General features: G+C 38.4%; 12 protein-coding genes. 9 read left to right on the top strand and 3 right to left on the bottom strand.

Features of this window, described 5'->3' with window-relative positions; all coding sequences use genetic code 11:
* Nucleotides 1–50 precede the first annotated feature (50 nt).
* Nucleotides 51–929 (bottom strand): aldose 1-epimerase family protein, encoded by an 879-nt coding sequence (locus RM549_RS00325; RefSeq protein ID WP_311679559.1) that lies wholly within the window; start codon nucleotides 927–929, stop codon nucleotides 51–53.
* A gap of 104 nt (nucleotides 930–1,033) precedes the next feature.
* Between RM549_RS00325 and RM549_RS00320 the strand changes: the two genes are divergently transcribed.
* From RM549_RS00320 to RM549_RS00280, 9 genes are all read left to right on the top strand, one after another.
* Nucleotides 1,034–1,576 carry an NADPH-dependent FMN reductase gene (locus RM549_RS00320; RefSeq protein ID WP_311679557.1) on the top strand — a complete coding sequence of 181 codons (543 nt, stop codon included), beginning with the start codon at nucleotides 1,034–1,036 and terminating at the stop codon, nucleotides 1,574–1,576.
* 78 nt (nucleotides 1,577–1,654) lie between these two features.
* Nucleotides 1,655–1,891 carry a hypothetical protein gene (locus RM549_RS00315; RefSeq protein WP_311679555.1) on the top strand — a complete coding sequence of 79 codons (237 nt, stop codon included), beginning with the start codon at nucleotides 1,655–1,657 and terminating at the stop codon, nucleotides 1,889–1,891.
* Nucleotides 1,873–2,169 carry a type II toxin-antitoxin system RelE/ParE family toxin gene (locus RM549_RS00310; protein ID WP_311679552.1) on the top strand — a complete coding sequence of 99 codons (297 nt, stop codon included), beginning with the start codon at nucleotides 1,873–1,875 and terminating at the stop codon, nucleotides 2,167–2,169. The genes RM549_RS00315 and RM549_RS00310 overlap by 19 nt, the downstream gene beginning before the upstream one ends.
* An 85-nt stretch (nucleotides 2,170–2,254) precedes the next feature.
* Entirely contained in the window at nucleotides 2,255–3,556 is a 1,302-nt protein-coding gene (pabB, locus tag RM549_RS00305; protein ID WP_311679550.1) for an aminodeoxychorismate synthase component I, read from the top strand.
* Between the two features lie 76 nt (nucleotides 3,557–3,632).
* Nucleotides 3,633–4,958 (top strand): tRNA lysidine(34) synthetase TilS, encoded by a 1,326-nt coding sequence (tilS, locus tag RM549_RS00300; protein WP_311679548.1) that lies wholly within the window; start codon nucleotides 3,633–3,635, stop codon nucleotides 4,956–4,958.
* A gap of 70 nt (nucleotides 4,959–5,028) precedes the next feature.
* Nucleotides 5,029–6,882, top strand: a complete 1,854-nt coding sequence (locus RM549_RS00295; protein WP_311679546.1) for a CocE/NonD family hydrolase — start codon at nucleotides 5,029–5,031, stop codon at nucleotides 6,880–6,882.
* A 5-nt stretch (nucleotides 6,883–6,887) separates the two neighbouring features.
* On the top strand, nucleotides 6,888–8,708 hold the full coding sequence (locus RM549_RS00290) for a DUF885 domain-containing protein (RefSeq protein WP_311679544.1): 1,821 nt from the start codon (nucleotides 6,888–6,890) through the stop codon (nucleotides 8,706–8,708).
* Between the two features lie 10 nt (nucleotides 8,709–8,718).
* On the top strand, nucleotides 8,719–9,717 hold the full coding sequence (locus RM549_RS00285) for an aldose epimerase family protein (protein ID WP_311679542.1): 999 nt from the start codon (nucleotides 8,719–8,721) through the stop codon (nucleotides 9,715–9,717).
* A 74-nt stretch (nucleotides 9,718–9,791) separates the two neighbouring features.
* Entirely contained in the window at nucleotides 9,792–11,468 is a 1,677-nt protein-coding gene (locus RM549_RS00280; protein ID WP_311679541.1) for a sodium/sugar symporter, read from the top strand.
* Nucleotides 11,469–11,572: 104 nt separating this feature from the next.
* On the opposite strand, the gene RM549_RS00275 is transcribed toward RM549_RS00280, so the two are convergent.
* The gene (locus RM549_RS00275) at nucleotides 11,573–12,616 is read right to left on the bottom strand and encodes a UDP-glucose--hexose-1-phosphate uridylyltransferase (protein WP_311679538.1); all 1,044 of its coding nucleotides are present in this window, start codon (nucleotides 12,614–12,616) and stop codon (nucleotides 11,573–11,575) included.
* Nucleotides 12,617–12,631: 15 nt separating this feature from the next.
* On the bottom strand, nucleotides 12,632–13,801 hold the full coding sequence (galK, locus tag RM549_RS00270) for a galactokinase (RefSeq protein ID WP_311679536.1): 1,170 nt from the start codon (nucleotides 13,799–13,801) through the stop codon (nucleotides 12,632–12,634).
* Between the last annotated feature and the right edge of the window lie 48 nt (nucleotides 13,802–13,849).

Genomic DNA, 13,849 nt, shown 5'->3' with positions numbered 1-13,849 from the left:
AGCTTATATTTAATGATTTAGCTACACCTAATATACTGTTATTAATCGACTTACTCAATTTTAATCGTATAAGCAGCCTTAAATTTTTTCCCTGCTTCCAGTTTCAGAATACCTTCCTTGGTTTCCAGGTTTTGATCTGTCCCTTCCACATCTGCAATTCCCAGCCACGGCTCGATACAAATATAAGGTGCGCCGGGTTTTGCCCAAACACCAAGATTTTTAAAATCGGAATATTCAACAGTCAATATAGTACCCGATAAATGGCTTTTTAGAGCCACCTCTTTGGAAGGGATATTTTTAAAAATCAGTGCATCATCATCAAAAAGATGCTCATGTAGCTGAATTTTTTTCTCATTCTGAAGAATTTTCTGCGTCTTTTGGCTTACCAAACCTTCATTATTCAGGATGTGCGTATTCAAATCCATATTTTGGTCAAATTCCAGGTAATAATCTTCATATTTTTCATCATTATTAATAGGAGCGTTAAAAGCGGGATGGCCTCCAAGAGAGAAAAACATGATTTTGCTGTCCAGATTGATGATTTTGTGACTGACTTTAAGTCTTTTGCCCTTCAGCTTAAAAATAATCTGGAAATTGAACTTAAAAGGATAGATTTTCAGGCTTTCTTCAGAATAAATAAGTTCAAAAACGAGTTTACTTGTGGTTTTTTCTTTTAACCTGATGTTTTCATTGTGGCGCAGCATTCCGTGTTTTGGCATTTCATAAGTCTCACCTTTATAAAAATATTGTCCGTCCTTTAAAATGCCAATTATCGGGAATAAATTGGGGGCATGGCTGCTCCAGATTTCAGGATCGGCCTGCCAGATATGTTCTGTTCCCATTTCAATATTTTTGATGCTACAAAGCTCAGCTCCTTTTTCGAGTACTGAAATGCTGAGGGCCTCATTCTGAATAGTATATTTTTTCAAAACTGAAGGTTTTATGTTCCGAATTTTAAATTTACAATCATTATTTCTCATTTGTTCGCAAGACAAGATGTTTTAGTTATTTTTGAGTCAGATAAAATCTCAAAATGAAGAAAATCCTCGCTTTTGCCGGTTCTAACAGTAGTACTTCCATTAATCACCGCTTGCTCAAACACATCTCCGAAAGAATCCAGGGGCATGAAGTGAAATTGATTAAACTCACCGAATATGACTTTCCCATGTACAGCTCAGATCTTGAGTCTGAAAGAGGAATTCCCATGGATGTGAAGATTGTGAAAAATATAATTGCAGAACATGATGTACTAATTATTGCAGTTAATGAGCATAATGGTAGTGTTTCTTCTTACTTTAAAAACTGTATCGACTGGCTTTCCCGTGCTGATAGGAATTTCCTGAAGGATAAAAAGATTCTGCTTATTAGTACTTCCAACGGCGCTCGTGGCGCTGCAAGTGCTTTGGAATTTACGAAAAGTGTCCTTCCCAGGTTTGGTGGGGAGGTTGTGGAAAGTTTCAGTTTCCCTTCGTATGCAGATAATTTTCAGGATGATAAAGTACATAATGAAGTCCTGGACATGGGAATTGAAGATGTGTTGACCACATTTTCTCATGAGGTGGAGGAATCAAAGTAGCATTCTACAATTATTAGAGCTCATTTTGTGTTCTCTTTCCAAGGTTGAAAAATCGTATATTTAGAAAAATTTATCTTAATGAATTCCGATGTTAAAATAAAAAAGGATTTGATTTCGCGAATAGAGGAGACTAATAATCTGGAACTTCTAGAAACTCTTCAGGCTATTTTAGAAGCATCAGATGTTCCTGCTTATGAAATGAGCGAGGATCAAAAGAAGGCTGTAGAAGAGAGCAGGAAGCAAATCGGGGAAGGAAATTGTATAGAGAATGACACGGCTATTTCAAATCTTCGGCAATGGCTGCAAAATCAATAGTCTGGTCTGGTCGAGCCAATTCTGAGTTACAAGAGATTTTTAATTATTATAATAAAAGAAATCGGTCTACGGTTTATAGTTACAAGCTTTTAGAAAAAACAGAACTTCTTTTACGCACCCTCTCTCAGAATGAATTTATTGGGAGACCTACTACCAATGGCAAGATCCGTGTTATTCCTTTGGATGCATATTTAATCTTCTATGAGACCTTCGAAAATTCTATTCATGTTCTTTCTTTTTGGGATAATCGTCAGGCTGTTGAAAACCGACTTTTTTAAAGAAACTTCATCTAACGCTGCTGTCTCTGCATAACCGTAATCCAACCCGCTTTCCTTACCTTTGCACCTCAAATTGAAATTTTAAGTGCGTACCACCAAATCCTATCCTTTAGATAATCCGGAACAATTTAAAAAACAGTTATTCGCCTGGAGCCGGCAGTTTGATGAAATTACCTGGCTGGACAGCAATAATTATCAGCAGGAAAACAGCAGTTTTGACGCTCTCCTGGCGGTGCAGGCTTTTACAGCTTTAAAAACAGATTATCACCAGGCTTTCGATCAACTTCAGGAGTACCAAGAAACTACTAAAGACTGGATTTTCGGTTATCTTTCCTACGAGCTCAAAAATGATGTGGAGCGGCTGACTTCAAAAAATTACGACGGACTCCGTTTTCCGGATCTTTATTTTTTTCAGCCTCAAAAAATTATTCAGGTTAAAGGAAACAATGCAGAATTTCATTATTTACGGATGGTGGATGATGAAATGGATGAAGATTTTAACGAAATCTTAAACCGTTCGGAAACCCACAACCCACAACCCACAATTCACAACCCACCACTAAAAATTGAAGCCCGCATTTCAAAAGAAGAATATCTTCACAAAGTTCACAACATGCTGGAGCACATTCAGCGGGGAGATATTTATGAAGCTAACTTTTGCCAGGAATTCTATGTCGAAAATTGCCAAATTCAGCCATCGGCTGTTTTTTCAAAACTGAATGATATTTCAGGTCCGCCGTTTGCCACTTTTCTTAAACTGGAAGAGCATTATTTGCTCTGCGCTTCTCCAGAACGCTATTTAAAGAAATCCGGAAGCAAAATTTTGTCTCAGCCTATTAAAGGAACGGCCAGAAGGTCAGAAAATAAGGAAGAAGACCTTCAAATTAGCCGTGCACTCGCAAATGACCCTAAGGAAATTTCAGAAAATGTTATGATTGTTGATTTGGTAAGGAACGATTTGTCGAAAATTGCCAAAAAAGGCAGTGTGCATGTGGACGAGCTTTGTAAGGTCTACACTTTTAATCAGGTGCACCAGCTAATTTCCACAATTTCGGCACAATTTGAAGAAGGATTACCTGCTGTGGAAGCGCTGCGCGCCACATTCCCGATGGGAAGCATGACCGGAGCTCCAAAAATTTCGGCAATGGAGATTATTGAAGAGCTGGAAGAAACCAAACGCGAACTTTATAGCGGGGCTGTGGGATATTTTACGCCAGATGGTGATTTCGATTTTAATGTGGTAATCCGTAGTATTCTTTACAATGCTGAAGATCGATATTTGTCATTTTCTGTAGGTGGCGCTATTACAGCAAAATCTGATCCTGAAAAGGAATATGAGGAATGCCTGCTAAAGGCAAAAGCAATGCGCGAAGCTTTATCAAGTTAGTTTTTGATATTATTATAGAGAAATTATAATTTCTGTAGGAGAGGAGCAGAGGCTCTTTTTGTATATTGAAGAATCTATGGAGAAACCTTTTAAAAATACACTTAAGTCCAGATTTCCATTTTTATGCGGAAAAAATCTTTTGCTTGCAGTAAGCGGAGGATTAGACAGTGTGGTTCTGGCATACCTTTGTAAAGCTGCAAAACTGGAATTTTCCATAGCACATTGCAATTTTAATCTTAGGGGTGAAGAAAGTGACGGCGACGAAGATTTTGTAATAGACCTGGCAGATGAGCTTGAAGTTGAGGTTTTTATTCAGAATTTTGACACCGAAGCTTTTGCTGAAGAAGCCAAAATTTCTATCCAGATGGCGGCCCGGGAATTACGCTATAACTGGTTTCGGGAATTATCCGATACTTTAAAGTTTGAATATATTCTCACGGCCCACCACGCAAATGATGAGCTGGAAACCTTTTTAATCAACCTGGTTCGGGGCACTGGTCTGGAAGGCCTAAGTGGAATCTTAATTGAGAACGATAAAATTGTTCGTCCAATGCTCAATTTTACCCGTAAAGAAATAGAAACTTATGCCCGTGATAACAACATAAAATGGCGGGAAGACAGCAGTAATGCTTCCACAAAATACCTTCGGAATAAAATTCGGCACAATGTAGTGCCGGTTCTTGAGGAATTGAATCCGCAGTTATTGCAGGGTTTTTTACAAACTCAGGCGCATTTAAAGGAAAGTGAGGCGCTAATCGAAGACTATATAAGCCTTATTTATCCAAAGGTGGTGAAATCTGGCAAATTTGGCTATATGCTGGATATTGAGTATCTCAAGAAAATACCCAATACAAAAGCAATTCTTTATCAGCTCCTTAAATCCTTCGGTTTTACAGAATGGGATGATGTTCACAATCTTCTGGACGCACAGCCGGGGAAAATTGTTTATTCTGAAGATTACCGACTTATAAAAGACCGCGAAACGCTAATTCTTACCGAAATCAACCATACTGAAGACAAGATTTACAATGTTACTGAAGGAGAAGAAGTTGTGATGTTGCCAATGGGCAGGGTATGTTTTCGGGACGTAGAAGAAATTGATGAGAACCGGGATAATACAAGAATATTTGTTGCAAAGGAAAAACTGCAATTTCCGCTGAAGATCAGGAAGTGGAAAATAGGTGATTATTTCTATCCCTTCGGCATGAAAGGCAGAAAGAAAATCAGCGATTTCTTTAAAGACAAAAAAATGTCTTTGCCCGAAAAAGAAAATACATGGCTTTTATGTTCCGGGGAAGAAATTGTTTGGGTAATTAATTACAGGGCAGACGACCGTTTTGCAATAACTTCAGAAAACCAGAAAATACTTAAAATTTCCTGCTGTCTGCAATCCTTCAGTTAAAGCTGAAAAAAAATTTTCTTTAGGTTTAATTAGGTAATCTCTATCTTTAGGGACTTATAAAAATACCTACATGAAAATATTCAGAATAACTTTATTTTTAAATTTTTTCTTTTTTATTGGAGTTCAGTCTTTTGCCCAGCTACAGGAAGATTACAGCGTAGAAGATAACTATACAAAACTGGAAGTGAATATTCCGATGAGGGATGGCACGAAGCTGCATACCACCATTTATTCTCCAAAAGATACCTCTACAGAATACCCGATTTTAATGCAGCGCACTCCGTATAGTTCACGGCCTTATGGAGAAGATCAATTCCGTTCCAAAATTGGTCCTAACGAATATCTAATGCAGGAAGGAAATATTATTGTGTACCAGGATGTTCGCGGCAGGTGGATGAGTGAGGGAGAATACGATAATATGCGTGCATTTATTCCCAATAAAACCGGAGAACAATTTGATGAAGCCAGTGATACCTACGACACGATCGAATGGCTTATTAATAATGTTGAAAACAACAACGGAAGAGTTGGAACCTGGGGAATTTCCTATCCCGGTTTTTACGCTACTTACTCGCTTTTAAGTGAGCATCCGGCTTTAAAAGCAGCCTCACCGCAAGCCAGTATCGGCGATTTCTTTTTTGATGATTTTCATCATAATGGTGCTTATTTATTGAGTTACTGGAGAGCGACTGCACTTTTTGGTTATCAAAAAGACGGACCTGCAGATGAGGCTTGGTACAATCTACCAGACCTGGGTACTGAGGATCAATATCAGTTTTTCCTGGATGCAGGTCCGTTAAGTAATCTCGATAAATATTATGGAGAGGATAATATTTTCTGGCAGCAGTTAAAAGATCATCCTAATTATGATGAATTCTGGCAGTCCCGCGGAATCGTGCAGCATATGAAAGATATTAAGCCGGCGGTGATGATCGTGGGCGGACTTTTTGATGCTGAAGATCTTTATGGGCCGTTCAATATTTACAAAAGCATTGAAGAGCATAGTGATAATTATAATACTATAGTCTTTGGTCCCTGGAGCCACGGAGACTGGGCAAGGAATACCGAAAGACAGGCTGTTGGCAATGTATATTTTGGAGATAATATTTCCGATGATTTTCAGAAGAATTATGAGCGGGTATTTTTCAATCATTTCCTTAAAGAAGAAGCAAATGGAAACACAAGTTTACCGGAAGCTCATATGTACGACACCGGCCTCAGGGAATGGAACAATTATGAAGCATGGCCCCCAAAAGCAGTGCAGCAAAAATCATTTTACCTAGGCGAAAACGAAAGCTTAAAAGAAACTCCTTCAGATTCTAAAGAGGAATTTATCAGCGATCCAAAAAAGCCGGTTTCCTATAATAATGAGATCAAAATGGTATTTACTCCGCGGGAATATATGACCGGAGATCAGCGGTTTGCGGCAAGAAGACCGGATGTTCTTGTATTTGAAACTGAAGTTTTGGAAGAAGACCTAAAAATGGCCGGGCCTATTGAAGCTCTGTTACAGGTTGCCACCACGGGAACTTCGGCAGATTGGGTGGTAAAGGTAATTGATGTTTATCCTCCCGATGCTGAGGATTATGAGGAGACTCCGGCACACCTTAAAATGGGCAATTATCATATGATGGTGCGCAGTGAGGTGATGCGTGGGAGATTTAGAAATGGATTTGAAAATCCGGAGCCTTTTGAACCGAATAAAAAAACCGCTGTAAATATTACTTTACAGGATATAAATCATACTTTTAAAAAAGGACATAAACTGCAGGTTCAGGTGCAAAGTACCTGGTTTCCATTAATAGATCTTAATCCTCAGACTTATGTTCCTAATATTTTTGAAGCCGAAGAAGAAGATTTTACAGAACAAACGCATACCGTTTACGGGGATTCGGCTATAATATTTTCAGTTTTAAATGAATAACTTTTATGAATATCAATTATAAAAACCTGCTCGGATTATTTTTAATTCTTTCAATTATCTCCTGCAAACAGGAAGAAAAAGATGTTTCAGAAGTTGATGTTGAAAAGAATTCCGAAGAACTTAATAATTATTTTGAGGAGCAATTTCAGGAGGAAGTAGATGAATCGCCAATGCTGCAAACACGTCTTGGAATTAAAAAAGACTATGGCCAATGGGATGATTTTTCTACAGAGAAATATGCAGAAGATCTTAATCAGGCAAAAAAACGACTGGATTATATAGACGATATAAATCCTGAAAATTTAAATGAAGAAGTACGGCTTAGTTACCAGTTGTACAGGCAGCAGCTGGAAAATGAAATTGAGGATTATAACTACAGATTTTATAGTTATCCTGTAAATCAAATGTTCGGGTATCATTCTCAGCTACCCGCTTTCCTTATAAATATGCATAGTATAGATTCCATAAGCGATGCTGAAGCTTATATCTCAAGGCTACGAGGTTTTCCGGAAGCTTTTAATGATATTATTGAAGGCTTGAAAGTAAGGGAGCAAAACCAGATAATGCCTCCTAAATTTGTATTTGATAAAGTTCTCGATGATTCCAGGAATATAATTACAGGTAGACCATTTGAGAAATCTGCAGAAGCAAGCACTTTACTCGAAGATTTTAAAGCGAAAGTTGAAGCTCTGAATCTTTCTGAAGAAGAAGAGCGGCAACTAATTGCAGATGCCGAAACTGCGCTAGTAGAACAGGTAAAGCCAGCTTATACCAACTTAATGGATTTTTTGGCAAATCAACAACAACGTGCCACTTATGAAGCAGGAGTTTGGAAATTTCCGAAAGGGGAGGAGTTTTACAATAATGCGTTAAAACGAACAACTACTACAGATTTAACAGCAGAAGAAATTCACGAAATAGGGTTAAATGAAGTTGCACGAATCCATAGGGAAATGGAGGAAATTAAAAATGAAGTTGGATTTGAAGGTAGCCTTCAGGACTTCTTTAACTTCATGAGAAATGATGAACAATTTTATTATGAAGATACCGCGGAAGGACGGGAAAAATACCTTGCCGATGCCAAAGAAATTATAGACCAGATGCGGGACAGGCTTCCCGACTTGTTTCTTACTCTTCCGGAAGCCGAAATTGTGGTAAAAGCTGTGGAACCTTTCAGGGAGAAAAGTGCAGGGAAAGCATTTTATCAGCAGCCTGCGATGGACGGCTCCCGTCCCGGAACTTTTTATGCTAATTTGTATGATATAAAAGCTATGCCCACTTATCAGTTGGAAGCTTTGGCTTACCATGAAGGAATTCCGGGACATCACATGCAAATTGCCATTGCCCAGGAGCTGGAAGAGGTGCCGAATTTCAGGAAATTCAGTTTTTACACGGCTTATGTTGAAGGATGGGGATTGTACAGCGAATTACTTCCGAAGGAAATAGGATTTTATGAAGATCCATATTCAGACTTTGGCAGGTTGGCCATGGAACTCTGGAGAGCCGTAAGATTAGTGGTGGATACCGGAATACATGCAAAAAAATGGACCAGGGAAGAAGGTATCGATTTTTATGTACAAAATACGCCTAATGCCGAAAGTGATGCGGTGAAAATGGTGGAAAGGCATATTGTGATGCCGGGACAGGCCACAGCCTACAAAATAGGAATGAACAAAATCCTTGAATTGAGGGAAAATGCAAAATCACAATTAGGAGAAAATTTTGATATTCGTAAATTCCATGATGTAGTTTTGCTTGATGGATCGATACCCTTGAACATTCTGGAACAGAAGGTTGACGAGTGGATCGCCAAAAACAAAAATTAAATACGGGCATTTGGAGCATATTGAGAAAAAGGATCTTAAGCTGATCACCCTTAGAAACAAAAATCAGACTGAACTGGAAATCCTGAATTTTGGAGCAACTCTTTTCAGCTTAAAAATGGATGATTCTTCGGGAAAAAGGGTGAATGTAATTGTTTCTCCTAAAAGGCCTGAAGATTTTATTACAGCCCATTATAAGGATTATGAAAAGTTTTTCGGGGCTTCTACAGGCCGTTTTTCGGGGCGCATAAACAAGGGGGAATTTAAAATAGGCAAGGAGAGATATAGTCTTCCCCAAAAAGATGGGGTACATTTACATGGTGGGGATGATGGGTTTCAATACAGGTTGTGGGAAGTTGAAGAAGAAACTTCAGGAGCAAATCCTTCGGTTACTTTATCTTATCTGAGTAAAGATAGGGAAGAGGGATATCCCGGAAATTTAAAAGTTTTAGTTAATTATACCCTTTCTGAAGAAGATAAACTCAGCATTACATATACAGCAGAAACTGACAAAGAAACTATTGTTAACCTTACCAATCATACTTACCTCAATTTAAATGGAGAAGGTAGTGTAAGTGACCATTTTCTTTTTATTAATGCAGATAAAATTTTAGAGACAGATGGGAGTAAACTCCCCACCGGAGATCTAATAAATCTAAGAAAGCATCCTAAAAATTTTGGAAGTAACAAATTAATAGGGAATCGTCCTTTAGATGATACTTTTGTTCTAAACTCTGACGATGAGGAAATTTCTGCAAGACTTTTCTCTCCAATAACCGGAATAAAAATGGAAATGCGCACCAATCAAGATGCCATTATAGCTTTTTGTCCGGAAGAATTGCCTTCTTCTATAAATTACCAAACTTCCATTTCTGAAGAATATCCTTCTATTTGTCTGAAAGCACAAAATTTTCCTGATGCACCAAATTTCAGGAATTTTCCTTCTGCTGTACTGGCGCCCGGGCAGAAATACATTAATGAAATTTCGTTAAGTTTTACAGTAAAGAAATAATTCTAGAAATAGTTAAACGTAAGTTTTACGTTTAAAATTTAAATTATATATTTAACAAAATATTTAATTTAGATATGGAATTTGAATTACTGGATCAGATTGTATTCGGAGCGTATGCGCTACTTATTATTGGTATTGGCCTATACGTTTCCAGGGGTAAGGGGGAATCTTCAGAAGATTATTTCCTTGCCAGTAAATCTTTACCTTGGTGGGCGATTGGTACTTCACTTATAGCCGCAAATATTTCCGCAGAACAGTTTATTGGGATGTCGGGTTCCGGTTTTGCTATAGGACTTGCCATAGCCTCCTATGAGTGGATGGCGGCAATTACTTTGCTGGTAGTGGGTAAGTTCTTTTTGCCCATTTTTATTGAAAAGAAACTTTATACAATTCCGGAATTCGTGGAAGTACGTTATGGGACGAACCTCAAGACGATATTGGCCATTTTCTGGATCGCTCTTTTTATATTCGTTAATCTTACTTCGGTACTTTATTTGGGTGCCACAGCTCTTGATACCATTATTGGTGTGGGCGATGGTTCTATATTTATGTATTCTATTATTGGCCTGGCGCTATTTGCGGCTGCGTACTCTCTTTACGGCGGACTTGCAGCAGTGGCTTGGACAGATGTTGTTCAGGTGGTGCTACTTATCGCCGGTGGTTTGATCACGACTTATATTGGCCTTACCCACGTTGCAGAAGATGGAGGAGTGATATCGGGTATGGTTTCTATTTACGAACAGGTGCCAGAGAAATTTTCTATGATCCTGGAAAAGGGAGAGATTATGACTCCCAACGGAAAAGATGCCTGGTGGGACTTACCGGGATTAGCCGTGTTATTGGGAGGAATGTGGGTTGCGAATCTCTACTACTGGGGATTTAATCAATACATTATCCAACGAACGCTGGCTGCGAAAAGTCTTCGGGAGTCACAGAAAGGAATCATTCTGGCCGGTTTTCTGAAGCTTCTTATTCCGTTAATTGTAGTTATTCCGGGGATTATTGCTTACGTCATGAACACTGGTCCCGACGGCGAGATTTCTTCAGCTTTTACTGATCCTTCTTTTATTTCTGAAAGCGGAACTATTATCAACGATAACGCCTTTCCATGGCTTATAAAAGAATTTATTCCTGTAGGGCTTAAAGGACTTGTATTGGCTGCTTTGGCCGCGGCTATCGTGTCATCCATTGCATCGATGCTAAATTCTACAGCAACCATTTTTACGATGGATATTTACAAGCCTTATTTTAATAAAGGACGTTCTGATAAAAACCTTGTTACAGTGGGAAGGCTTTCTGCTACAATTGCTTTAATTATTGCAGTAATTCTTGCTCCGCAACTTGCAAATCTGGGTCAGGTATTCCAGTATATTCAAGAATATACAGGTCTCGTGAGCCCTGGTATCCTTGCAGTATTTATGCTCGGCTTGTTTTACAAAAAGACTACTAATAAAGCAGCAATCTGGGGCGTTTTGTTATCCATTCCAATAGCGCTTTATTTTAAAATAGGTCCAAATGGATGGATTGATAGTTGGTTATTTGTGGAGCTACCATTCATGCACCAGATGTTTATCACCTGGATATTAACGATGCTCATCATGGTAGGGATAAGTTATGCTGAAACCAAAGGAAGAGACCATGAAAAGGCAATAATAATTTCCAAAAAATTGTTTAAGACAGGTCCTGTGTTTAATATATGCAGTTTTGCAATTTTACTGATTGTGGCAATGTTATACGCTTTGTTCTGGTAGGAAAAAATGAAGTAGAATTTTTCTTTTCATAAATAATTTTAAACATAAAAAAAGGCTGCGAAATATTTTTCCGCAGCCTTTTTCTATGAAAGAAGGAAGGTAAATTAGACTTCCTTTGTATAATGCTTTTCAGGAAGTTGTTTAAGAGTATTCGCAGCCATTTCTGCAGTAATATCACGCTGAGGTCCTGCAAACATTTCATAGCCAACCATAAATTTCTTTACTGTTGCAGATCTTAGGAGCGGCGGGTAGAAAGACATATGAAAATGCCATTCCGGATATTCCTTTCCGTCGGTAGGAATTTGATGGATTCCTGAAGAGTATGGAAAAGAAGTCTCAAAAAGATTGTCATACATGATCGTCAATTTCTTGATGATCTCAGCAAAAGACTGCTCTTCTTCCTCATTTAGCTGGCCGATATGCTGGTGATGTTTCTTTGGAATTATCATAGCTTCATAAGGCCAAACTGCCCAGTAGGGAATGAGTGCTACAAAATGCTCATTTTTGACCAGGATACGTTCATCCAACTCAAGTTCCTGTTTTAAATAATCTGCCAGGAGGCTCTGTTTATTTTCCTGCCAATACTCTTTGAAATGTTTCGATTTCTTCTGAATTTCTGTTGGGATTGAAGACTGCGACCAGATTTGCCCGTGTGGATGCGGATTGCTACATCCCATAACAGCACCTTTATTTTCAAAAATCTGCACGTAATTGATGTTTTCTTTGGCTCCCAGTTCGGCATACTCTTTTTTCCACATTTTCACCACCTTTTTAATGTCGCCGGTCTCCATCAAAGGAAGCGTTAGTGAGTGATCGGGAGAAAAACAGACCACTTTACATATTCCCTGTTCTGCTTCGGCTTTTAAAAGGCCATTATTTAACTCCTTTTGAGGAGTATCGGGCAATAAGGCCGAAAAATCATTGGTAAAAGCAAAAGGTTCGATATACTCGGGATTGGTTTCTCCGCTGGTACGGGTATTTCCGGGGCATAAATAGCAGGAAGGATCATAATCTGGTCCTTTTTCAGAATTATGTTTCTCGGTTTTTCCCTGCCATGGCCTTTTTGTACGATGTGGGGAAACCAGGATCCACTCTCCGGTTAAAATATTGTAGCGTCTATGCGGATTGTTATTCAATTCGTTGCTCATAATTTGGATTTTTAGCTATGCCTTAAATTCTTCAATTATCGTCCCTTCTCCGGCTGATACTGAAATTACGTCCATTTTTCTGTTGAATTTTTTAAAATATGCTTCAGAAATTTCTTCAGAATATTCTTTGATTTTGTCGGCTTCAATTAAATTGATTGTACAGCCGCCAAAGCCTCCGCCCATCATGCGGGAACCGTAGATAAAGTCTTTATTTCGGGAAAATTCCACCATAAAATCCAGCTCGGTACAGCTCACTTCATAATTATGCTGAAGGCCTTCATGGGATTCGTACATCAGCTCTCCAAATTCCTTCAATTTTCCACTTTTCATGGCTGCGGAAGCTTTTTGAACCCTATCGTTCTCCTTTAAAACATAAACACAACGCTGATAACTTTTTTCCGGTAATTCAGCTTTAAACTCTTCCAGCATTTCAAAAGTTACTTCCCTTAAAGAAGCGGCTTCAGGATATTTTTTCTGAATAATGCTTACCGCTTCTTCACATTCAGCACGTCTGGTATTATATTCACTATCTGCAATGCTGTGTGATACGTTAGTATTCAGCAGTAATAATTTGCAATTTTTAAAGTCGGCAGGAATATATTCGGTTTCAAGACTTTTACAATCCAAAAGTATAATATGATCTTTTTTACTCATTACTGAAGCAAACTGGTCCATAATTCCGCAGTTGGAGCCAACAAAATTGTTCTCTGCGCGCTGCGAGAGTTCCACGATGTCCTGTTTGGATAAATCAAGGTTAAAAAGCTGGTTTAAACCAGCTGCAAATCCGCATTCCAGGGCTGCCGAAGAACTTATTCCGGCACCTATGGGAAGTTCGCTTTCAATAATACAATCAAAGCCCTTCAGCTTTTTCCCCAGTTTCTGAATTTCATCGATTACCCCCAGTAAATAATTTTTCCAGGAATCTTCAGCTTTAGAAAAATCGTTCAGATTAAATTCAAAATAACTGTCGAAGGTGAGGCTGTAAATTTGGCAATTATCTTCCGACTCATTTTTTCTGAAGTCGAAATATATCTTTTTATCAATTGCAGTGGGCATGACAAACCCATTGTTATAATCTGTATGTTCCCCAATAAGGTTGATCCTTCCCGGAGAAGCCACTTTTACTTCAGAATTAAAGTCTGAGAATTGTTTGGGATATGCTTTTTTGTTTTCTGAATTTTCCAAAGAGTTGATTTTAAAGAATTATCATGTAAATATAATAAATGTAAAAAA

It is taken from the genome of Autumnicola patrickiae (assembly GCF_031846525.1).
GTDB lineage: Bacteria > Bacteroidota > Bacteroidia > Flavobacteriales > Flavobacteriaceae > Autumnicola > Autumnicola patrickiae.
Note: the sequence above shows the minus strand (reverse complement) of the source record. Positions and strands in the feature narration are given on the sequence as shown.